Here is a 23,508-nt window from a genome sequence, read left to right as displayed (position 1 = left end):
GGAACCTAGTTAAAATAGGTCCTTTTTATCCATTCTAAGTGAACTAAAAAGCTGTTAAATCAACATTTCGCAACCAAGTGAGGTTACTACTTTATTCCCATTCCACAGTTGCAGGTGGCTTAGAAGTAATATCGTACACAATACGGTTTACGTGTGCGACTTCATTTACGATGCGGACAGAGATTTTTTGTAAGACATCCCAAGGAATACGAGCAAAGTCAGCTGTCATTCCATCAATCGAAGTAACGGCACGGATACCCACTGTGTAATCATACGTACGTCCATCACCCATAACACCAACTGAACGGATACCAGGTAAAACAGTAAAGTATTGCCAGATATCACGGTCAAGACCAGCTGCTGCGATTTCTTCACGCAAGATAGCATCTGATTCACGAACGATTTCTAATTTGTCTTCGCTAATCTCACCTAGGACACGGATACCAAGACCAGGCCCAGGGAATGGTTGGCGCCAAACGATGGAGTCAGGCATTCCAAGTTGAGTACCTAATTCACGTACTTCGTCTTTGAAGAGTGTATTTAAAGGTTCAATTAATTCAAATTGCATATCTTCAGGTAGTCCACCAACATTATGGTGAGATTTGATTGTTTGAGCTGTTTCAGTCCCACTTTCGATAACATCTGTATAAAGTGTTCCTTGCGCTAAGAATGAAATACCTTCTTCACCAGCTAATTTTGTTGCTTCATCATCAAAAACATAAACAAATTCATTCCCAATGATTTTACGTTTTTGCTCAGGATCAGAAACACCTTTTAGTTTGTTTAAGAAACGTTCACGTGCATCTACTTTAATGATATTTAAGCCAAATTTTCCACCTAAGCTTTCCATTACTTGATCTGCTTCGTTTTTACGTAACAAACCGTGGTCAACAAAGATTGATGTTAATTGGTCACCAATTGCTTTTTGTAAAAGGACACCGACAACACTAGAATCGACTCCGCCAGAAAGGCCAAGTAAAACTTTTTTGTCGCCAACTTGTTCACGGATTTTTTCAACTTGCATATCAATGAAGCTATCCATTGACCAATCACCTTGGCAGTGGCAGACATCGAATGCGAAGTGACGTAATAATTCGATTCCGTATTCAGAATGACGCACTTCAGCATGGAATTGGATTCCATAAAAGTTACGCGTAGTATCTTGAATCGATGCGATAGGACAGTCTTTACTTGTACCAACGATTTCAAAACCTTCAGGAACTTTTGTTACTAGGTCACCGTGACTCATCCAAACAGTCTGTTCTTTTGGTGTATCACTAAATAACACAGCGTCATCTGTTGTAACTTCCAATAAAGCTTTTCCGTATTCACGGTTTTTAGCAGGTTCAACTTTCCCACCAAGATTGTACGTAATTAACTGCATTCCGTAACAAATTCCTAATACAGGTATACCTAAATTGAAAATCTCAGGATCAATACTAAAAGCACCTTCGTCATAAACACTGTTTGGTCCACCAGAAAGGATAATTCCTTTTGGATTCATAGCTTTAACTTCTTCTGCAGTAATTCGGTGGCTCAATAATTCAGAAAAGACTCCTAGATCACGGATGCGTCGTGTAATCAATTGATTATACTGGCTACCATAATCTAACACGATAATCTTTTCAACGTTCGTCATATCGGCAACGTTTGTCACATTTATTACCCCTATCCATTTAAATTTATCTCAAAATAGTTTTACTATTTTAAAATGCTAATATTTGCGCATGAAAATCGAATCAATGATATGATTTTCAGTTTTATGGAGAATTATATCCGCTCTACCACGTGTAGGCAAGATATATTCCTCTAAATTTTTCAAATTCACATTTTTCCAGACTTCTTTGGCCATTTTAAAGGCGTCTTCACGATTACCGATTGCAAAACGATAATAATAATTCTCAGGATTTTGAAAAGCTGTGTCTAGCAGCGCTGCAAAACGATCAAGATACCATTTTTCAATCAAATCGGGTTCAGCATCAACAAAAACAGAAAAATCAAAAAAGTCACTAACGTAAATTTGTTGGTTAGCTGGGAGTTGTAAGGTATTGATTCCTTCAACTATTAAGATATCCGGTTGTTGGATTACTTCATACTCATCAGGAATAATATCATAAACATCATGAGAATAAATTGGAACTTTCAGTTCATCTTTTCCGGACTTCACTTGATTTAAAAAATCAATTAACATTTCCATGTCATAGCTTTCAGGAAATCCTTTGCGATCCATGATTCCTTTTTCACGCAAGACTTTATTAGGATACAAAAAACCATCAGTCGTAATCAATTGAACGTTCCGTCGTTTTAACGTACGCGACAAAATCGTTTGTAACAAGCGTGCAGTTGTACTTTTTCCGACAGCAACACTCCCTGCAATTCCAATAATGAAAGGTGACACAGGTACATATTTATGGAGAAAGAGTCCTTTGCTTAAGGATAAAGATTCGAATTCTTTCATATAAAGATGAATGAGGTGTGTTAAAGGAACATAAATATCTTGAACATCTTGCATTGAGATTCGATCATTCAAGCTTTTGATGCTGTCTAATTCCGCTTGTGTCAGTGGTGCTTGTCCATTACGATAAAATTCTTGCCATTCTTCCCTTGCAATACGATAGTAGTTCATTGGGTCGTTCATAATAGCCTCCTGCGTTCTCTCCCGTCAATGGATTTATTCTAACATAAAATAGTGTTAAACCCTACCTCTTATAAAGGGAATGAAGAGACTTTTTCACGAAATTAGAAACATCGCTTTAACCCGTCAGTTTGATTTGTTAAAATCAAAGAAAGAAACAGATGAAACAAAGAAACTTGAAACGAAAGAGCACTTGTTTGTTTTCAATGAAAAAGGTAGACTATGTGCAGCAAAGACAGAAGAAGGATGGAAAAGATGACAGATCATTATTATACAGAGCGTCCCAATGTTGCCCATGACTTTGAGCAATGGTCGTTTGAATTAAAAGGAAAATTGTTTCACTTTGTGACAGATGCCGGCGTATTTTCACGTGAAACGGTGGACTACGGTTCACGTGTGTTAATCGACGCGTTTGATTGGCAAGAAATCCCAACTGAAGGGAACGTGTTAGATGTTGGTTGTGGTTATGGACCAATTGGATTAGCCATTGCATATGCCAGCCAACGTACGGTTGAAATGGTAGACATTAATTTACGTGCAGTGGAATTAGCACAAGGAAATGCGAATCGTAATCAGCTGACGAACGTGGACATTCATCAATCAAATATTTACGAAAATGTGCATCAAGAAAAGTATGCAGCGATTATTAGCAATCCACCAATTCGTGCTGGAAAAAAAGTGGTTCACGAAATTTTGACAGGTGCCTATCCACTCTTAGAAACAGGTGGAACGCTGACAATTGTCATTCAGAAAAAACAGGGCGCACCAAGCGCACAAAAGAAAATGGAAGAAACTTTTGGCAACGCAACAATCGTTATCAAAGACAAAGGCTATTACATTATAAAAAGTGTAAAAGAATAAGTTTGACCATCAATTATTCTTGCAAGGAATATTCGAAAGTTGAATATTCCTTGCAATTTTTTTGTCCAAAAATTATTTTCATTTTAAGAAAGTGCTACCAATTAACTATTTTTTTAGAAAAGGTTTTGTTACACTGATTAAAAGTTCAAGTTGAGGGGGAGAAAAAGTGAAGTTAACAATTAGAGATATTGCGGAGATGGCTGGTGTATCAGTTACAACTGTTTCGCAAATTTTGAATAATAAAGGTAGTCGCTTTAGTGACAAAACTAGAAAAAAAGTTTTGAATATTGTCAATGAACATCATTATAAGCCAGATTATTTTGCTTCAAATGTAATCAACCGACATTCAAAAACAATTGGAATGATTGTTCCAGATGTAACAGACTTTTTTTTCTCGAAACTAATTGAAGGTGTCGAAAGCTATTTAAATCCACTTGGGTATGTAATCATGTTGTGTAATTCAAGACACAAACAAGAAAATGAAATCAAATATTTACGTGAGTTAGCGCATCGTTCAGTCGATGGGATATTATTAGCCACGCCCAATGTTTTACCAGAGGCGTATGCGCTAGACAGTGGATTTTATAAAAATATGCCAATTATTTTGATTGATCGTGGCTTGAACCGTCGAGATAGTGGTCGCTTAATTGTCAAAGAATATGAGGGGGCTTATCAAGCTGTTTCATTATTTATCAAAGAGGGACACAAAAAAATCGGTATGTTAAAAGAAACAACTGGCTACTATCAACTGGAAGAGCGTTTCAATGGTTATCGACATGCACTAAAGGATCATGGACTATCATTTAATGGAAAATTCGTTGAGCATGGCGAATTAACGGTTCAAGGGGGGTACGACGCAACAAAAAAATTATTGGAACACAAAGATATTACTGCAATTTTTTGTGGAAATGATGCAATGGCAATTGGTTGTTATCAGGCCATTCATGAAATGGGTAAGAAAATTCCCGATGATATTTCAGTTATTGGTTTTGATGGATTAAAATTATCTGAGTACATGATTCCACAATTAACAACTGTGCGACAACCTAGTTTTGATATTGGATTTTATGCAGCTCGTTTTCTAATCGATACAATTGAATTCCCTCAACGCAAAGTTCCGAACAAAGTCTTCGAGACAAAATTAATTATTCGTGAGAGCGTAAAAGCATTGACAAATAGCTAAGTGGGCGTTATATTGCTTATGTAAGTGTTTACAAATGCAAGGCAAAGCCTTTTGCGTTTTTAGTAAACCAGTTTACTAAAGTGGTTTACCTTTTATAAAAATAATGTATAATACCGAATGAAGGCTAGGAGGATCAAGCGATGCGAATGGTAGATTTGATTGAAAAAAAGAGGGATGGAAAAACCTTAACAAAGAATGAGATTGATTACATAATTACTAATTATACAGACAATCAAATTCCGGATTATCAGCTCAGCGCATTATTGATGACAATCTTTTATCAAGATATGACTGATGAAGAAATTACAAATATGACTTTAGCAATGGCAAATTCTGGTGACGTGATCGACCTTAGTTCTCTGAATGGTATTAAAGTCGATAAACATTCTACTGGCGGAGTCGGAGATACGACGACGTTGATCTTAGCGCCGTTAGTTGCAAGTGTAGGCGTGACTGTAGCAAAAATGTCAGGACGTGGGCTTGGTTATACTGGTGGGACGTTAGACAAATTAGAAGCGATTCCCGGATTTAAAATTGAACTTTCTGACGAAGAATTTATTCGAATTGTCAATGAAAGCCAAGTTGCTGTTATTGGGCAATCAGGAAATTTAGCACCAGCAGATAAAAAACTATATGCTTTACGTGACGTAACTGCGACTGTCGATTCAATCCCTTTAATTGCTAGCTCGATTATGAGTAAGAAAATTGCAGCTGGTGCGGATGCAATTGTTTTAGATGTAACAACTGGTGATGGAGCGTTCATGAAAAATATTGAAGATGCTAGACGTCTCGCAAAAACAATGACAAGTATTGGCAAACTTGCTAATCGCCAGACAATTGCAGTGATTTCTGATATGTCTGAGCCATTAGGGGAGGCAATCGGAAATAGTTTAGAGGTAGTTGAAGCAATTGAAACGTTACAAGGACATGGACCAGAAGACTTGATCGAAATGTGTTACGTATTAGGTAGTCAAATGGTTGTTTTAGCCAAAAAAGCTGACTCCGTAGAAGAAGCGCGCATGATGCTACAAGAAGCCTTAACTTCCGGTAAAGCCTTAGAAAAATTCAAAGAAATGATTCAAAACCAAGGTGGAGATATTCGCGTGGTTGAAAAACCAGAATTACTTCTGACAGCACGACATCAAGTAGAACTTCCTGCAAAATCTGCTGGATTAGTTTCTAAGATCGTTGCTAACGAATTAGGTATCGCAGCAATGATGCTGGGTGCCGGTCGTAAGACGAAAGAAGATGCGATTGATCATGCAGTTGGTTTGAAATTGCACAAAAAAATTGGTGATTCAGTACAAGAAGGCGAATCTTTACTAACTATTTATAGTAATACAGAAGAGCTCTCTCAAGTGATCGAATTATTATATCAAAACATTGAAATCAGTGATTCAGCTACAAAACCAATTTTAGTACACGATATTATTACTGAGTAGGAAGGAAGAAAAAGATGGAATTAAATCGAATGATTGACCACACAATTTTAAAAGCAGATGCGACAGAGGAAGATGTGTTACGCATTATTGAAGAAGCAAAAAAATATCATTTTTATTCTGTATGTATCAATCCAACATGGGTTTCATTGGCAAAAGACCAGTTAAAAGGTGAACCTGTTGCAGTTTGTACGGTAATCGGGTTTCCTTTAGGAGCGAATACTTCCGCTGTTAAAGCATATGAAACAACAGATGCAATCAATAATGGTGCAGACGAAGTAGATATGGTTATCAATATTGGCGCATTGAAATCAAAACAATTCAATAAGGTACAACAAGATATCGAGGCAGTAGTCGAAGCAGCAAAAGATCGCGCACTTGTTAAAGTGATTATTGAAACAGCATTGTTAACAAATGAAGAAATCGTCAAAGCTTGTGAACTTGCAAAAATTGCAGGAGCAGACTTTGTTAAGACTTCAACTGGTTTTTCAACTGGTGGTGCTAAAGTAGAAGATATCCGTTTAATGCGTGCAACTGTTGGTCCTGAAATGGGCGTGAAAGCTTCTGGTGGTATCCACAATGAAGAAGAAGCTGTAGCAATGGTCGAAGCAGGGGCAACACGAATTGGCACAAGTGCTGGAGTTGCTATTATGTCTGGCTCAGTTGGCGAAGGATACTAAAATGAGTGAAGCGACAAAACAAGAATGGATTGACATTGCTGTAGAAGCACTCGAAAAAGCATATGTTCCATATTCACATTTCCCAGTTGGTGCATGTCTAGTAACTGATACAGGGAAAATGTATCAAGGTGTAAATATTGAGAATGCTTCTTTTGGATTAACAAATTGTGCTGAACGAACAGCATTTTTCAAAGCTGTATCAGAAGGCGAAAAACAATTTTCTCATTTGGTTGTTGCTGGTCACACACCGGAACCAATTTCACCATGTGGGGCTTGTCGGCAAGTAATGGCAGAATTTTGCTCACCAGAAATGCCAGTCACGTTGGTTGGCGATGAAGGTGTGACAAAAACAATGACGGTTAGAGAACTATTACCGTATGCATTCACAGAAAAAGATCTATAACCTACGTTCATTCAGTCAGCTGACTGTTGAAAAAACAATTATTTTAGGGGGCTTTACAGAAATGAAAAAAGCAAAATTATTTGGTTTGGGTGCCGTAGCATTAACAGCTGGATTACTTCTAACTGCATGTGGCAATGGCAATAGTGGAACAGATTCAACTGATGGTGGAAGTGGAAGTTCATCAGCAGGAACAACTGCAGCATTAATCACAGATACAGGCGGTGTCGACGACCGTTCATTCAACCAGTCAGCTTGGGAAGGTCTAGAAGCTTGGGGTAAAGAACACAAGCTTTCACGTGGAAACGATGGCTACCAATATTTCCAATCTTCTAATGAATCAGATTATATTCCAAATATCGACCAAGCTTTAACAGCGGGATTCCAAACAATCTTTGGAATTGGATATAAACTACAACCTGCTATTAAAGAACAAGCAACAAATAATCCTGAAACAAACTTTGTTATTATCGATGATGTTATTGATGGTTTAGACAACGTAGTTTCTGCAACATTTAAAGATAACGAAGCTTCTTATCTAGCTGGGATTGCTGCAGCTTACACAACTGAAACAAATGTTGTTGGTTTCATTGGGGGCGTAAAAGGTGAAGTAATCGATCGTTTTGATGCTGGATTTACAGCTGGTGTTGAAGCAGGGGCGAAAGAATTAGGCAAAGAAATTGAAGTGAAAAACCAATATGCTGGTGATTTCTCTGCGCCAGATAAAGGACGTTCAATTGCACAAGGTATGTACGCACAAAATGCAGACATTATCTTCCATGCTTCAGGCGGAACTGGTAACGGCGTATTCCAAGAAGCAAAATCATTAAATGAATCTGGCGACAAAAAAGTTTGGGTAATTGGTGTTGACCGTGATCAATCAGACGAAGGTGGCTACACTCTAAACGGCGAAGATAAAAACTTCACATTAACATCTACACTTAAAGGTGTAGGAACTGTTGTTGAAGATTTAGCTCAAAAATCTGCAGATGGTGATTTCCCTGGTGGAGAACATACTGTTTATGGCTTGAAAGAAGATGGTGTTGGCTTAACAAAAGGTCAACTTTCTGATGAAGCACAAAAAGCAGTTGATGCTGCTAAAGAACAAATCATCGCAGGAGACGTAAAGGTTCCTGAAGTTCCAGAAAGCAAATAATAATTTTTCTATAGCCTTGTTAGACAACTGTTTGACAGGGCTATGGTTTCAATTTTAGTAGTTGTTTATTTATTCAAGTGGTCAAATTTTGACTATTTGAATAAGGGAACACCCCCTGAAGTGAGTTTACTTCAATTTGCGAGGATAGATTTCCGATAGCCAGAAATCTTTACTCATCGTTGCCCTAGATAGAAATCGTTAGGATGTGAAAAATGTGGTTCAAGAAAATATTGTCATCGAAATGCGGAATATTACCAAGCAGTTTGGAACATTCAAAGCAAATGACAACATCAATTTGCAAGTAAAAGCTGGGGAAATCCATGCGTTACTTGGAGAAAACGGTGCTGGCAAGTCAACATTAATGAACGTTTTATCCGGTCTTTTAGAACCAACATCAGGAGAAATTTTGATGCATGGGAAACAGGTTCAAATCACAAGCCCAACTAAAGCCAATCAATTAGGGATTGGAATGGTTCACCAACATTTTATGTTAGTTGATGCGTTCACTGTTACTGAAAACATAATTTTAGGTAGCGAGCCAAGTCGGATGGGAATTGTTGATCGCAAAAAGGCACGTGAGGAAATTCAAAAAGTATCAGAGCAATATGGTCTATCAGTTAACCCGGATGCTTATGTTCGTGATATTTCTGTTGGAATGGAACAACGTGTCGAGATTTTAAAAACACTTTACCGTGGTGCAGATGTCTTGATCTTTGATGAACCAACAGCTGTTTTAACACCACAAGAAATCGATGAACTAATTTTGATTATGAAAGAGTTAGTTAAAGAAGGTAAATCAATCATCTTGATTACCCATAAATTAGATGAAATTAAAGCAGTAGCTGATCGTTGTACAGTTATCAGACGAGGCCAAGGGATTGGAACTGTCAATGTGAAAGATGTTAGTTCACAACAACTTGCTGACATGATGGTTGGACGTACTGTTTCGTTTAAAACGGATAAAAAAGAGGCTCGTCCTCAAGAAGTTGTCCTAGCAATTGAAGACTTAGTTGTAAATGAAAATCGTGGATTAGAAGCAGTGAAAAGTCTGAGTCTTGAAGTTCGTGCTGGAGAAGTTTTAGGAATCGCGGGAATTGATGGTAATGGGCAATCTGAGTTGATTCAAGCGTTGACAGGCTTGCGAAAAGTGGAAAGTGGCAGTATTCGCTTAAAAGGCGAGGAAATCAGTAATAAACGTCCGCGAAAAATTACGGAGTCTGGTGTCGGGCATGTCCCAGAGGATCGTCATAAATATGGTTTAGTTCTAGATATGACATTGTCAGAAAATATTGCTCTTCAAACGTATTACCAAGCTCCTTATAGTAAAGGTGGACTATTAAATTATTCAGTTATCAATGAACACGCAAGAGACTTGATTGATGAATATGATGTACGAACAACGAATGAATTAGTCCCAGCTAAGGCTTTATCAGGTGGAAATCAGCAAAAAGCAATTATTGCACGTGAAATTGACCGCGACCCTGATTTACTGATTGTTGCGAATCCAACACGTGGACTAGACGTAGGTGCTATTGAATTTATCCATAAACGTTTGATCGAGCAACGAGATAAATTTAAAGCAGTGTTGTTAGTCAGCTTTGAATTAGAAGAAATTTTAAATGTGTCTGATCGAATTGCCGTGCTTCACCAAGGTAAAATTGTTGGAATTGTTAATCCAAAAGAAACATCTGAAAATGAATTGGGACTATTAATGGCGGGCTATTCTTTAGAGGAAGCAAGAAAAGAGTTAGAAAAGGCGGGTGGCGCACATGAATGATCGTAGCGAAAAACTCCGTAATTTACTTGTACCTATTTTTTCAGTAATTCTAGGATTAATTTTAGGTGCATTATTGATGGCAGCTTTTGGATATAATCCAATTCAAGGATATTCTTCTATGTTGGAAGCTGCGCTAGGTTCACAACGAAGTATTGGTGAAACTTTACGACAAGCAACACCGCTCATTTTTACAGCGCTAGGATTTTCAGTGGCGAATTCAGCGGGCTTCTTTAATATCGGGCTTTCTGGACAAGCACTATGTGGTTGGATCGTTAGTGTGTGGTTCGCGTTGGCTTTCCCAGATTTACCAAAAGTCATTTTGCTTCCAGCTTGTGTCATCTTAGGAGCTTTGGCAGGTGCAATGGCCGCGGCGATTCCTGGCTTGCTGCGTGCGTTCTTTGGAACTAGTGAAGTAATCGTCACGATTATGATGAATTATATTTTATTATATTTAAGCACTTATGCTTTACATGACGTGATGCCAGAAAGTTATCGTTCAAGTTTGGATTCGTCAAATCTAATTAGTCAAAATGCTTCATTAAGAGTTCCTTGGTTAACCCAAATGTTTGGGGGCTCACGAGTAAACGCTGGTTTATTCCTAGCTTTGATCGCTTTGTTCCTTGTATGGTTACTTATGAAAAAGACTACTTTAGGTTATGAAATTCGTTCCGTTGGTCTAAATCCTTTTGCATCAGAATATGCGGGGATGAGTAGCAAACGAACAATTGTTTTATCAATGGTTATTTCTGGAACGCTTGCAGGATTAGGGGGCGTAGTTGAAGGTTTGGGAACGTACCAAAACTTCTTTGTTCAAACAACTTCTTTAGCAATTGGCTTTGACGGAATGGCAGTATCTTTACTGGGTTCTGGTTCAGCAATTGGTGTGTTGCTATCAGCAATTTTATTCAGTATTTTGAAAATCGGTGGTTTGGGAATGCAAACAGGTGCCGGTGTGCCATTTGAAATCGTGAATGTATCGATTGCATTGATTATCTTCTTTATTGGTATTAATTTCTTAATTCGTTTGATTATGGCAAAATTTTTCCAAGGTAAAAAACAAGTAGCTGTAGTTGAAACAATTGAATCTAAATCAACGCATCAAGATCAAGAAGGAGGGAATTTATAATGACAGCTGTAGAATTGATTGCTTTAATCCTTACGTCAACATTAGTTTATTCCACACCTTTGATTTTGACATCGCTAGGTGGAACGTTTTCTGAACGAAGCGGAATCGTTAACGTTGGTTTAGAAGGAATTATGGTAATGGGGGCTTTCAGCTCAATCGTATTCAACTTAACCATGAGCCCATCGTTAGGTGCGATGACGCCTTGGATTGCCATTCTAGTTGGTGGGATAGTTGGTGTTTTATTTTCATTACTTCATGCAGTAGCAACAGTTAGTCTTCGCGCAGACCACATCATTAGTGGTACGGTCATCAACTTGATGGCACCTGCGTTAGGGGTGTTCTTAGTTAAAGCGTGGTATGGAAAAGGACAAACAGATAACATCACAAGAAATTTAGGTTACTTCTCATTTCCTGGGTTATCAAAAATCCCTGTGATTGGTCCAATTTTCTTTAAAAATACATTCTTACCAGCTTACTGTGCTATTTTAATTGCTGTAATTGCTTGGTTTGTCATTTTTAAAACAAGATTTGGGTTACGTCTGCGTTCTGTCGGAGAAAATCCACAAGCTGCAGATACTTTAGGCATCAATGTTTATGCGATGCGTTACTCAGGCGTTTTGCTTTCAGGTTTATTAGGCGGTATGGGTGGTGCAGTGTTTGCTCAATCAATCTCAGGTAATTTCTCTGCTGGAACGATTGTTGGTCAAGGTTTCATTTCGATGGCAGCAATGATTTTTGGTAAGTGGAATCCTCTGGGCGTAATGGGCGCATCATTATTCTTTGGTTTTGCACAAAGTTTGAGTATTATAGGAGCACAGCTTCCAGTAATTTCTTCTATTCCGCCAGTATTATTACAAATTGCACCTTACTTGTTAACAATTATCGTCTTAGTTGTTTTCTTAGGACAAGCATCTGGTCCGAAAGCAAATGGGAAGAATTACATCAAATCCAAATAATTTTTAGTTAATAAAAAGGGTGGGACTATGGGAAGTGTTTCTTCGTCTCGCCTTTTTTGTTTAGTTTAAAGTAGAAAAGATGAAAAGAAAGAAGGAATCGAAATGTTTAAACGCGTACACTTAATTGTAATGGATTCAGTCGGAATTGGGGAAGCTCCTGATGCAGACAAATTTAACGATGTTGGGTCAGATACTCTAGGTCATATTGCAAAAGAAGCAGGTTTAACAATTCCTCACCTAGAGAACTTAGGTTTAGGTACGATTCGACCATTAGACGGTGTGAAGCCTTTAGCTGATCACCAAGGCTATGCAACAAAATTAGAAGAAGTTTCTGTTGGTAAAGATACCATGACAGGGCATTGGGAAATTATGGGATTGAATATCAAGACGCCGTTTCGGGTATTTCCTAATGGATTTCCTGATGAGCTATTACAACAAATTGAAGAGTTTTCTGGACGGAAAATCGTTTGTAACAAGCCTTATAGTGGAACAGCTGTAATTGATGATTATGGTGAACACCAAATGAAGACAGGCGACTTAATTGTTTATACGTCTGCAGATCCTGTTTTACAAATCGCTGCACACGAAGAAATCATTCCTCTAGAAGAGTTATATCGTATTTGTCAATTTGTTCGCGATATTACGAAAGAGGATCCATATATGATTGGTAGAATTATCGCCCGTCCTTATATCGGAGAACCAGGAAACTTTACTCGAACAAGTAATCGTCATGACTACGCTCTTGATCCATTTGGTCACACAGTTTTGGATTCATTAAAAGAAGCTGGTAAAGATGTGATCGCTGTTGGTAAAATTAATGATATCTTCAATGGCCAAGGAATCACTCAATCTGTCCGTACTAAAAGTAATATGGATGGTGTGGATCAACTATTAAATGTGATGAAGCAAGACTTCAATGGACTAAGCTTTACTAATTTAGTAGACTTTGATGCTTTGTTTGGTCATCGTCGTGATGTTGTTGGTTACGCACATGCAATTGAAGAATTTGATTTACGCATTCCAGAGTTACTTGATGCAATGAATGATGATGATTTATTGTTGATTACAGCAGACCACGGAAATGATCCAACATTCCCAGGAACAGATCATACACGTGAATATGTACCATTATTGGCTTATAGTAAAAAAATGAATGAACAAGGAAGCTTGCCACAAGGATACTATGCAGATATCTCAGCAACAATTGCTGAAAACTTTGAAGTACCAGCAACTGAAAACGGTGAAAGCTTCTTGAAATTGCTGAAATAATTATTACTAAAAACCATAACTTAGGAGAAAAAGAATGAAAAAATTAAGCGAAATGTTACAAGAAACAACTCAATTCATCCTTGGTCAAGGAGTAAAAGAAATTGAATTTGGTATGATTCTTGGGTCAGGTCTTGGTGAGTTGGCAGATGAAATTGAAGATGCAATTACGATTCCATATGACAAAATTCCTTTCTTCCCAGTTTCAACAGTTGTTGGACATGCGGGACAACTAGTTTACGGTACATTATCAGGCAAAAAAGTTTTAGCGATGCAAGGACGTTTTCATTTTTATGAAGGTCATTCGATGCAAACAGTTACTTATCCAGTCCGTGTATTGGGCGCGCTTGGTGCACATTCAGTGATTGTAACAAATGCTTGCGGTGGCGTAAATGAATCTTTTGTACCAGGGGATTTGATGTTGATCAGTGATCATATTAATTTTACAGGCACGAATCCATTGATTGGCCCAAATGAAGATGAAATCGGCCCACGTTTCCCAGATATGAGTCAAGCTTACACACCTGCGTATCGAGAATCTGCGAAAGAAGTTGCTAATAAACTAGGGTTAGACTTAAAAGAAGGTGTCTACATGGGTTATTCTGGTCCAACTTATGAAACACCAGCAGAAATCAAAATGTCACGTGTCATGGGTGCTGATGCAGTCGGAATGTCGACTGTACCGGAAGTAATTGTTGCGGCTCATGGTGGATTAAATGTATTAGGTATTTCTTGTATCACAAACTTAGCAGCAGGTATGCAAGCAAATTTAAATCATGACGAAGTAGTGGAAACAACGGAACGTGTTAAACAATCATTTAAAGCTTTAGTGAAAGAAACTCTAGCAGTATTATAAAAAGAGTACTAGTTGAAAATGAAGGAGAGATAAACTGAATGAGTGTTCATATCGAAGCAAAACAAGGCGAAATTGCTGATAAAATTTTACTTCCAGGAGATCCGCTACGTGCAAAATATATTGCAGAAACTTTTTTAGAAAATCCTGTTTGTTATAATCAAGTTCGTGGAATGTTAGGTTATACAGGAGAATATAAAGGTGAGCGTGTTTCTGTACAAGGTACAGGGATGGGAATGCCTTCGGCAACGATTTATGCGCATGAACTAATTAATTCTTATGGCGTGAAAAAATTGATTCGTGTGGGGACTTGTGGTGCGTTATCAACAGATGTCCATGTAAGAGATTTAGTGATTGCTCAAGGAGCAGCGACAAGTTCTTCTATGATTGAAAAAAATTTTCAGCAATTCCATTTTCCGCCAATTGGGGACTTCGATTTGCTATTGAAAGCTTACGAATTTGCTAAAGGAAAAGGGTACACAACCCATGTAGGAAATGTTTTGTCAGAGGATACATTCTATAAAGATGACTTGACTGAAACATTAAAGCTGGCTGAACTTGGTGTTTTGGGTGTTGAGATGGAAGCTGCAGCACTTTACTATTTAGGTGCGAAATACAAAGTACAAACGTTAGGAATTATGACAGTTAGTGATCATTTGATTACTGGGGAAGAAACAACGGCACAAGAACGTCAAACAACGTTTAATGAAATGATTGAAGTTGGTTTAGAGACAGCAATCGCAAAATAATTGTAGAAAAAGCTTGGAACGACTATTATTAATGTTGGTTCCAGGCTTTTTTTATAGGTAAGGAGGAAAAGAGAAATGGAAAATTTTCGCTTTGATGTAGCAACAGATATTCGTTTTGGGAAAGATCGTTGGGATGAATTACCAGAGGTCTTAAATCAGTTTGGGAAAAATGTTTTACTTGTTTATGGTGGGGGAAGTATTAAGAAAAATGGTGTTTATCAAAACATTATGAGTCGTCTACAAAAACATGGCTTCAATGTAACAGAACTAAGTGGAGTAGAACCAAATCCTCGTATTGAAACTGTTAGAAAAGGGATTGCTCTTTGTCAAGAAAATCAAATTGATGTGATTCTTCCGGTGGGTGGAGGATCAACAATCGACTGTGCTAAAGTAATTGGTGCAGGTTTTTTCTATGAAGGAGATCCATGGGATTTAGTTATCAAAAAAGCAAGTGTTGGGAAAGTATTACCCTTAGTAGCAGTGTTAACACTTGCGGCAACAGGGAGTGAAATGAATCGAGGAGCAGTCATTTCAAATCCAGAAACCAATCAAAAACTTGGTCTAGGCGGTTGGGAAATGTTACCTAAAGTTTCATTTCTTGATCCAACCACAACATTCACTGTACCAAAAAATCAAACTGCGGCAGGTTCAGCAGATATTTTCAGTCATCTAACTGAAAATTATTTTAAACGGACAACTGGAACAGATATTCAGGATTTCGTTGCAGAAGGAATTTTTAGAACAGTCATTAAAAATTGTCCAATTGCATTGAAATATCCAGACGATTATGATGCTCGAGCAAACTTAATGTGGGCTAGCACCTTAGCCTTAAACGGATTAACTGGTAGTGGAAAGACGGGTGCGTGGTCCTGCCATCCAATTGAACATGAGTTAAGTGCATTTTATGATATTACGCATGGCGTTGGCTTGGCCATTTTGACTCCACGTTGGATGAACTATGCATTGAATGAAGAAACTGAAGAAAAATTTGCACAATTTGCTCGTAATGTCTGGGGAATTCAAGAGTCAGTTAATCATCTTGCTGCAAAAGAAGGAATCCAAAAAACATATGATTATTTTAAAGCATGTGGTATTCCTATGACTTTACCTGAAGTAGGGATTGATGAAACTCAGTTTTCTTTGATGGCAGAACAAGCTGTTAAACACAGCCAAATTGCGACAGATGCATATGTTCCATTGAACGAACAAGCAGTCGAAGAAATTTTGCGTGAATGTTTGACAGAATCTAATTATCTATAATTAAAAAAGGAGTGGCGATTTTATCGCCACTCCTTTTTTTGCTTATAATCAATAAAAATTATAAGTAGTATTTTTTAGCAACAGTTAGATCATCATTCAATTCATAAACAAGTGGTTGACCTGTTGGAATTTCAAGATCCATGATGTCTTCGTCAGAGATACCTTCAATATGTTTTGCTAAAGCGCGTAATGAGTTACCGTGTGCAGCTACTAAAACAGTTTTGTCATCTAGTAATGCTGGAGCAATATGATCTTGCCAGAATGGTAAAGCACGTTCCAAAGTAACTTTTAAGTTTTCGCCACCAGGGATATCGCGTTTGTCTAACATAGCGTAACGACGTTCGTTTGCAGCTGAACCTTCGTCAGTTTCGTCCAATAATGGAGGAAGAGTGTCGTAAGAACGGCGCCAAATATGAACTTGTTCGTCTCCATATTTTTCAGCAGTTTCTTTTTTGTTCAAGCCTTGTAATTTACCATAGTGACGTTCGTTTAAGCGCCATGATTTTACTTGAGGTACCCAAAGTTGATCTGAGTATTCTAAGATAAGGTTACAAGTTTTGATGGCACGAGTTAAAACAGAAGTGTAAGCAATGTCAAATTCGATTCCGGCTTCTTTGATTTTGCGTCCGCCTTCTTTTGCTTCTTCGATACCTTCTGGTGCTAAGTTTACATCAGCCCAACCAGTAAATTGGTTTAAAGCATTCCATTCACTAAGACCGTGACGAGAAAAAACTAATTTTGGCATGTTTTGTGCTCCTTTTTAAAATATATTTATTTCTGAAAATTTCAGTTCTTGTTTATTGTACAATTTTTTTGAAAAGATTTCCATTGAAAATGATAGAAGATTAGGTTCAGGTACGCAAAAAATATAAAAAAATAAGCAATCTTCGGAAAGATTACTTATTTTTAATTAATTATATAATTGCTCAATATCTTTTTCTGGAAGATTTATATATTTATAGCAAGTTCCAACAGAAACCCCACATTTTGATGAAATAAATTGGATTGTTTCTTTTTTTTCATAATAAAGGCGACGAATTTTTTTGATAGTTTTGGCATCAATTTTAGGACGACCGCCAATTTTTCCTTTTTTACGTGCTTCATTCAGGCCAATCAAAGTACGTTCTTTAATCAATGAGCATTCCATTATAGCTAGACCTTCCATCAATTGAAAGTAAATTTTGCCCATTGGTTTACGAGTATCGATTTCTTCAGCAATACTTACTAAGTGAAGCCCGCGATCGTCAAAAAGTTTTGTAAATTCCGTTAATTGTCTCGTTGATTTGCCAAGACGATGCAGTTGGCAAATGACAAGTGTGTCTCCTTGGTTCATTTGTTCAATGACGGATTCTAATTTGATCATTGTCTCAGCATCTTTTGATTCGTACGTTTCATGGAAAATTTCCTGACAACCAAAGGTAGATAGTTGTTCAACCTGAGTTGTTAAATCAACATCGTTTATGGTTGTGCGTGCATAACCAATAATTTTCATGATGATTCCTTTCTAGCGGTGATTTTTAAACAGAATACAATAGTAAGAATTTAGCATAAAGTCCATTAAAAAGATAGTGTTTTAGCGGATTTTATCTAGAAGATTTATCTGGAAATACTATGCTTTAGGAGCATGTGGTGTATCCAAGATTTGCACTCCATTATCAGATCCGACAACTACTTTTGAAACAAGATTCAAGAATAAGCCATGTTCAACAACACCAACAAGATTATCTAAGTAGTCGGCAAGTATTTCTGGCTGTTCAATAGTTTGAAGATATAAATCAATAATGTAATGTCCACTATCAGTTTCAAGGATTTCACCATTTGCTGTTTTTCGTAAAACTGGATGAAAACCTTTTGCTTCAAATAGACGTAGCAATTGTTGCGAACCATATGGGATAACTTCAACAGGGAGAGGAAAATTCCCGAGTTTTTCGACTAGTTTTGATTCATCAACAATCCAAATCGTTTCTTTTGAATAGGTAGCGACGATTTTTTCGAATAGTAAGGCTGCGCCTCCGCCTTTAATTCCTTGAAAATCAGTACTAATCTCGTCTGCACCATCAATCGTTAAATCAACTTCAACAACATCATCAATACTCTTTAATGGAATACCGAGTTTTTCGGCTTGTTCTTTCGTTGCGTTTGATGTTGTTACACCTACGATATTTAATCCTTCTTCTCGCATCCTACGACCAAGTTCTTCTACCATATAATAAGCAGTAGATCCTGTTCCGAGACCAACGATCATACCATCTTTGACAAATTTTGCGGCTTCGATACCAGCCTGTTGTTTTAGATTCATGTTTGCTTTTCCCCTTTTTTGAGTTTGAGCTTTCCTGCTTATTTTAGCGTTTATTTCAGTAAAAAGATACCTTTCTTTAGAGTCAATTTGAATGATTTTCAAAAAAAATATGGAACAAGTTGACATGGGTTTTCATTCATGCTATTCTAACGAAGGTGCTTTATCTACAGGTCTCTGTAAAGAGACGTGCTGACTGTTTATCAAAGCATATTTGATAAAGATGCAGACATTGCATTTATTTTTTATCGCAAAAAAAGAACCACCTGGATGTGTGGAACTAGATGCGAATGAGGGAAGGAGGAAACAAGGAATGCCTACAATTAACCAATTAGTACGTAAACCTCGTAAATCAAAGGTGGAAAAATCAAATTCACCTGCTTTGAACAAAGGATATAACAGCTTTAAGAAAACTCAAACTAACGTGAACTCTCCTCAAAAACGTGGGGTAGCAACTCGTGTGGGAACTATGACACCTAAAAAACCGAACTCAGCTTTACGTAAATATGCTCGTGTTCGTTTGTCAAACTTGATTGAAGTTACTGCTTATATTCCAGGGATTGGTCATAATTTACAAGAACATAGCGTTGTATTATTACGCGGTGGACGTGTAAAAGACTTACCAGGGGTACGTTACCACATCGTTCGTGGTGCACTAGATACTGCTGGTGTTAACGATCGTAAACAAAGCCGTTCTAAATACGGTACTAAGAAACCTAAAGCTTAATTTTAATTAATTAGCCAAACAAACAATTAAATTTTACTTCTATATAAGAAGTAAATACTAAGAACTATATTTCGGAAGGAGGAGTTACGGATGCCACGTAAAGGTCCTGTTGCAAAACGTGATGTTTTACCAGATCCTATTTATAACTCAAAATTAGTAACTCGCTTAATCAACCGTGTAATGGTTGATGGAAAACGCGGGATTGCAGCTAACATTATCTATAATGCCTTTGATTTAATCAAAGAATCTACAGGTAACGATCCATTAGAAGTTTTTGAACAAGCAATGAAAAATGTAATGCCTGTTCTTGAAGTTAAAGCACGTCGTGTTGGGGGTTCAAACTATCAAGTACCAGTTGAAGTTCGCCCTGAACGTCGTACAACTCTAGGTCTTCGTTGGGTAGTAAACTACGCTCGCTTGCGCGGTGAACACACAATGGAAGAACGTCTAGCTAAAGAAATCATGGATGCTGCAAACAACACAGGTGCTTCTGTTAAAAAACGTGAAGACACTCATAAAATGGCAGATGCTAACCGTGCGTTTGCTCACTACCGCTGGTAAGATTCTCTCTGTTTGGTCGGCTTTGTGCCGGCCTCAGAAGATATCCTTATTTTTAGCAACTAGATAGTAAAGAGAGGAGAAACAAGGAGAATGACCAGAGAATTTTCTTTAGATAATACTCGTAATATCGGTATCATGGCCCATATTGATGCTGGTAAAACAACTGCTACTGAACGTATCTTGTACTATACTGGTAAAATCCATAAAATTGGTGAAACTCATGAAGGAGCTTCACAAATGGACTGGATGGAACAAGAACAAGAGCGTGGAATTACGATCACTTCTGCTGCAACAACTGCACAATGGAAGGGTCACCGAATCAACATCATCGACACACCAGGACACGTAGACTTCACTGTTGAAGTTGAACGTTCATTACGTGTACTTGATGGTGCTGTTACAGTTCTTGATGCACAATCAGGTGTAGAACCTCAAACTGAAACAGTTTGGCGTCAAGCTACAACTTATGGTGTACCTCGTATTGTATTTGCAAACAAAATGGATAAAATCGGTGCTGACTTCTTATATTCAGTATCAACTTTACATGACCGTTTGCAAGCAAATGCTCACCCAATTCAATTACCAATTGGTGCTGAAGATGACTTCACAGGAATTATTGACCTTGTAACAATGAAGGCTGAAATCTATACAAATGATTTAGGTACTGAAATTGAAGAACGAGAAATTCCAGAAGACTATCTTGAACTAGCTGAAGAATGGCGTGAAAAATTAGTTGAAGCAGTTGCTGAAACTGATGAAGAACTTACTTTAAAATACTTAGAAGGTGAAGAAATCACTGAAGCTGAGTTAAAAGAAGGTATCCGTCGCGCAACACTTGGCGTAGACTTCTACCCAGTATTATGTGGTTCAGCATTCAAGAATAAAGGGGTTCAATTATTATTGGACGCTGTTCTTGATTACTTACCATCACCATTAGATATTCCTGCTATTAAAGGGATTGATCCTAAAACTGATGAAGAAGTTCTACGTCCTGCAGACGATGAAGCTCCTTTCTCAGCATTAGCATTTAAAGTTATGACTGACCCATTCGTAGGTCGTTTAACTTTCTTCCGTGTGTACTCTGGTGTTTTAAAATCAGGTTCATACGTACAAAACGCAACAAAAGGCAAACGCGAACGTGTTGGTCGTATCTTACAGATGCATGCTAACTCACGTTCAGAAATCTCTGAAGTGTACGCCGGAGATATCGCTGCTGCTGTTGGTTTGAAAGATACAACAACTGGGGACACTCTTTGTGATGAAAAGAATTTAGTAATTCTTGAATCAATGGAATTCCCAGAACCAGTTATCCAAGTCGCTATTGAACCTAAATCAAAAGCTGACCAAGATAAAATGGGTGTTGCTCTTCAAAAACTATCTGAAGAAGATCCTACTTTCCGTGCTGAAACAAACGTGGAAACAGGCGAAACTGTTATCGCTGGTATGGGTGAACTTCACTTAGACATTATCGTAGACCGTATGCGTCGCGAATTTAAAGTTGAAGCTAACGTAGGTGCTCCTCAAGTATCTTATCGTGAAACTTTCCGTGCTGGTACTCAAGCCGAAGGTAAGTTTGTACGTCAGTCTGGTGGTAAAGGTCAATACGGTCACGTATGGATTGAATTTACTCCAAACGAAGAAGGCGGCGGCTTTGAATTTGAAAATGCAATCGTCGGTGGGGTTGTTCCTCGTGAATACATCCCAGCTGTTGAAACAGGTTTGAAAGATGCTATGGAAAATGGTGTCTTAGCTGGATATCCATTAGTTGATATCAAAGCAAAACTTTACGATGGTTCATACCATGATGTCGATTCAAATGAAACTGCCTTCCGTGTTGCTGCTTCTATGGCATTACGTGCGGCAGCTAAGAAAGCTAATCCAGTTATCCTTGAACCAATTATGGCTGTTGAAGTAGTTATTCCAGAAGATTACTTAGGTGATGTTATGGGACACGTTACTGCACGTCGTGGTCGCGTTGAAGGTATGGAAGCTCGCGCTGGCGGACAACAAGTTGTTCGTGCTATGGTTCCTCTTGCTGAAATGTTTGGTTATGCTACAACTCTTCGTTCAGCTACTCAAGGTCGTGGTACATTTACTATGACATTTGACCACTACGAAGACGTACCGAAATCAGTTCAAGAAGAAATCATTAAGAAAAACGGCGGAAAAGCTGAATAATTTCTTAAAAACTTGATAATCACATAAAGAGATTATCTAAAGAGACTATATTTTTAATATAGTTTCGTGTAAAATAGCTATCGATGATATGGGCATGTGATGTACGTTTAGTACATCATGTTCCTATCAGATAAATAAAAAATTATATTGTATTTTGGGAGGACATTTTAAAATGGCAAAAGAAAAATTTGACCGTTCTAAACCACACGTTAACATTGGTACTATTGGCCACGTTGACCATGGTAAAACTACATTAACAGCTGCAATCACAACTGTACTATCTAAGAAAAACGGCGGCCAAGCTATGGCTTACGATCAAATCGATGGTGCTCCAGAAGAACGTGAACGCGGAATTACTATCTCAACTGCTCACGTTGAGTATGAAACTGACACACGTCACTATGCTCACGTTGACTGCCCAGGACACGCGGACTACGTTAAAAACATGATCACTGGTGCTGCACAAATGGATGGAGCTATCTTAGTAGTTTCTGCTGCTGATGGCCCTATGCCTCAAACTCGTGAACATATCCTATTGTCACGTCAAGTTGGTGTTCCTTACATCGTTGTATTCTTGAACAAAGTTGACATGGTTGACGATGAAGAATTACTAGAATTAGTTGAAATGGAAGTTCGTGACTTATTAACAGAATACGAATTCCCTGGTGACGATGTTCCTGTTGTTGCTGGTTCAGCTTTGAAAGCTTTAGAAGGCGACGCTTCATACGAAGAAAAAATTCTTGAATTAATGGCTGCAGTTGACGAGTATATCCCAACTCCAGAACGTGACAACGACAAACCATTCATGATGCCAGTTGAAGATGTATTCTCAATCACTGGTCGTGGTACTGTTGCAACTGGTCGTGTTGAACGTGGACAAGTTCGCGTTGGTGACGAAGTTGAAGTTGTTGGTATTGCTGAAGAAACTTCAAAAACAACTGTAACTGGTGTTGAAATGTTCCGTAAATTATTGGATTACGCTGAAGCAGGCGATAACATTGGTGCTTTATTACGTGGTGTTTCACGTGATGATATCCAACGTGGTCAAGTTTTAGCTAAACCAGGTACAATCACACCTCATACAAAATTCTCTGCAGAAGTATACGTGTTGACTAAAGAAGAAGGTGGACGTCATACTCCATTCTTCACTAACTACCGTCCACAATTCTACTTCCGTACAACAGACGTAACTGGTGTTGTTGAATTACCAGAAGGAACTGAAATGGTTATGCCTGGCGACAACGTAACTATGGAAGTTGAATTAATCCACCCAATCGCTATCGAAAACGGTACTAAATTCTCAATCCGTGAAGGCGGACGTACAGTTGGTGCTGGTGTCGTTACTGAAATCAAAGCTTAATTTTTTAAGCTTAATCAAAGCAACATTATATTCGGACTTAAAAGC

General features: G+C 38.0%; 22 protein-coding genes. 17 read left to right on the top strand and 5 right to left on the bottom strand.

Features of this window, described 5'->3' with window-relative positions; all coding sequences use genetic code 11:
- Positions 1 to 91: 91 nt before the first annotated feature.
- Complete coding sequence (gene guaA, locus JZO71_RS07670) at positions 92 to 1,657, bottom strand: glutamine-hydrolyzing GMP synthase (protein WP_206898916.1); 1,566 nt, start codon at positions 1,655 to 1,657, stop codon at positions 92 to 94.
- A gap of 57 nt (positions 1,658 to 1,714) precedes the next feature.
- Positions 1,715 to 2,638 carry a type I pantothenate kinase gene (gene coaA, locus JZO71_RS07665; RefSeq protein WP_206898915.1) on the bottom strand — a complete coding sequence of 308 codons (924 nt, stop codon included), beginning with the start codon at positions 2,636 to 2,638 and terminating at the stop codon, positions 1,715 to 1,717.
- 252 nt (positions 2,639 to 2,890) lie between these two features.
- Here coaA and JZO71_RS07660 point away from each other — a divergent pair, with 252 nt between their 5' ends.
- From JZO71_RS07660 to JZO71_RS07600, 13 genes are all read left to right on the top strand, one after another.
- A complete protein-coding gene (locus JZO71_RS07660) occupies positions 2,891 to 3,496 on the top strand; it encodes a class I SAM-dependent methyltransferase (protein WP_206898914.1) in 606 nt (201 codons plus the stop codon).
- Between the two features lie 166 nt (positions 3,497 to 3,662).
- Entirely contained in the window at positions 3,663 to 4,679 is a 1,017-nt protein-coding gene (locus tag JZO71_RS07655; protein ID WP_206898913.1) for a substrate-binding domain-containing protein, read from the top strand.
- 140 nt (positions 4,680 to 4,819) lie between these two features.
- Entirely contained in the window at positions 4,820 to 6,121 is a 1,302-nt protein-coding gene (locus JZO71_RS07650) for a pyrimidine-nucleoside phosphorylase (protein WP_206898912.1), read from the top strand.
- Between the two features lie 14 nt (positions 6,122 to 6,135).
- Entirely contained in the window at positions 6,136 to 6,798 is a 663-nt protein-coding gene (deoC, locus tag JZO71_RS07645; RefSeq protein ID WP_206898911.1) for a deoxyribose-phosphate aldolase, read from the top strand.
- A gap of 1 nt (position 6,799) precedes the next feature.
- Positions 6,800 to 7,201, top strand: a complete 402-nt coding sequence (locus JZO71_RS07640; RefSeq protein WP_206898910.1) for a cytidine deaminase — start codon at positions 6,800 to 6,802, stop codon at positions 7,199 to 7,201.
- Positions 7,202 to 7,262: 61 nt separating this feature from the next.
- Entirely contained in the window at positions 7,263 to 8,354 is a 1,092-nt protein-coding gene (locus JZO71_RS07635) for a BMP family lipoprotein (protein ID WP_206898909.1), read from the top strand.
- Positions 8,355 to 8,568: 214 nt separating this feature from the next.
- The gene (locus tag JZO71_RS07630) at positions 8,569 to 10,131 is read left to right on the top strand and encodes an ATP-binding cassette domain-containing protein (RefSeq protein WP_206898908.1); all 1,563 of its coding nucleotides are present in this window, start codon (positions 8,569 to 8,571) and stop codon (positions 10,129 to 10,131) included.
- Positions 10,124 to 11,257, top strand: coding sequence for an ABC transporter permease (locus tag JZO71_RS07625; RefSeq protein ID WP_206898907.1), 1,134 nt, complete (start codon positions 10,124 to 10,126; stop codon positions 11,255 to 11,257). Before JZO71_RS07630 ends, JZO71_RS07625 begins: the two co-directional genes overlap by 8 nt.
- Positions 11,257 to 12,213, top strand: coding sequence for an ABC transporter permease (locus JZO71_RS07620; protein ID WP_067483571.1), 957 nt, complete (start codon positions 11,257 to 11,259; stop codon positions 12,211 to 12,213). Before JZO71_RS07625 ends, JZO71_RS07620 begins: the two co-directional genes overlap by 1 nt.
- Positions 12,214 to 12,315: 102 nt before the next feature.
- Positions 12,316 to 13,482, top strand: coding sequence for a phosphopentomutase (gene deoB, locus JZO71_RS07615; protein WP_206898906.1), 1,167 nt, complete (start codon positions 12,316 to 12,318; stop codon positions 13,480 to 13,482).
- Between the two features lie 34 nt (positions 13,483 to 13,516).
- The gene (locus JZO71_RS07610) at positions 13,517 to 14,335 is read left to right on the top strand and encodes a purine-nucleoside phosphorylase (protein ID WP_206898905.1); all 819 of its coding nucleotides are present in this window, start codon (positions 13,517 to 13,519) and stop codon (positions 14,333 to 14,335) included.
- A gap of 38 nt (positions 14,336 to 14,373) precedes the next feature.
- On the top strand, positions 14,374 to 15,081 hold the full coding sequence (deoD, locus tag JZO71_RS07605) for a purine-nucleoside phosphorylase (RefSeq protein WP_206898904.1): 708 nt from the start codon (positions 14,374 to 14,376) through the stop codon (positions 15,079 to 15,081).
- A 75-nt stretch (positions 15,082 to 15,156) separates the two neighbouring features.
- Positions 15,157 to 16,341: an iron-containing alcohol dehydrogenase gene (locus tag JZO71_RS07600; RefSeq protein WP_206898903.1), complete on the top strand. Its 1,185-nt coding sequence runs from the start codon at positions 15,157 to 15,159 to the stop codon at positions 16,339 to 16,341.
- Positions 16,342 to 16,399: 58 nt separating this feature from the next.
- Here the strand turns inward: JZO71_RS07600 and gpmA are convergent, their stop codons facing one another.
- From gpmA to rpiA, 3 genes are all read right to left on the bottom strand, one after another.
- Entirely contained in the window at positions 16,400 to 17,086 is a 687-nt protein-coding gene (gene gpmA, locus JZO71_RS07595; protein WP_067483560.1) for a 2,3-diphosphoglycerate-dependent phosphoglycerate mutase, read from the bottom strand.
- 165 nt (positions 17,087 to 17,251) lie between these two features.
- A complete protein-coding gene (locus tag JZO71_RS07590) occupies positions 17,252 to 17,833 on the bottom strand; it encodes a recombinase family protein (RefSeq protein WP_206898902.1) in 582 nt (193 codons plus the stop codon).
- A 117-nt stretch (positions 17,834 to 17,950) separates the two neighbouring features.
- The gene (gene rpiA / locus JZO71_RS07585; protein WP_206898901.1) at positions 17,951 to 18,640 is read right to left on the bottom strand and encodes a ribose-5-phosphate isomerase RpiA; all 690 of its coding nucleotides are present in this window, start codon (positions 18,638 to 18,640) and stop codon (positions 17,951 to 17,953) included.
- 310 nt (positions 18,641 to 18,950) lie between these two features.
- Between rpiA and rpsL the strand changes: the two genes are divergently transcribed.
- From rpsL to tuf, 4 genes are all read left to right on the top strand, one after another.
- Positions 18,951 to 19,364 (top strand): 30S ribosomal protein S12, encoded by a 414-nt coding sequence (gene rpsL / locus JZO71_RS07580; protein ID WP_002294318.1) that lies wholly within the window; start codon positions 18,951 to 18,953, stop codon positions 19,362 to 19,364.
- A gap of 90 nt (positions 19,365 to 19,454) precedes the next feature.
- Positions 19,455 to 19,925 carry a 30S ribosomal protein S7 gene (gene rpsG, locus JZO71_RS07575; protein ID WP_067483554.1) on the top strand — a complete coding sequence of 157 codons (471 nt, stop codon included), beginning with the start codon at positions 19,455 to 19,457 and terminating at the stop codon, positions 19,923 to 19,925.
- A 90-nt stretch (positions 19,926 to 20,015) separates the two neighbouring features.
- Complete coding sequence (gene fusA, locus JZO71_RS07570; RefSeq protein ID WP_206898900.1) at positions 20,016 to 22,103, top strand: elongation factor G; 2,088 nt, start codon at positions 20,016 to 20,018, stop codon at positions 22,101 to 22,103.
- Between the two features lie 172 nt (positions 22,104 to 22,275).
- Complete coding sequence (gene tuf / locus JZO71_RS07565) at positions 22,276 to 23,463, top strand: elongation factor Tu (RefSeq protein ID WP_206898899.1); 1,188 nt, start codon at positions 22,276 to 22,278, stop codon at positions 23,461 to 23,463.
- Positions 23,464 to 23,508: the final 45 nt, after the last annotated feature.

Source organism: Candidatus Enterococcus courvalinii, from assembly GCF_017315945.1.
Classification (GTDB): Bacteria; Bacillota; Bacilli; order Lactobacillales; family Enterococcaceae; genus Enterococcus_B; species Enterococcus_B courvalinii.
This window is presented reverse-complemented; position numbering and strand designations above follow the sequence as displayed.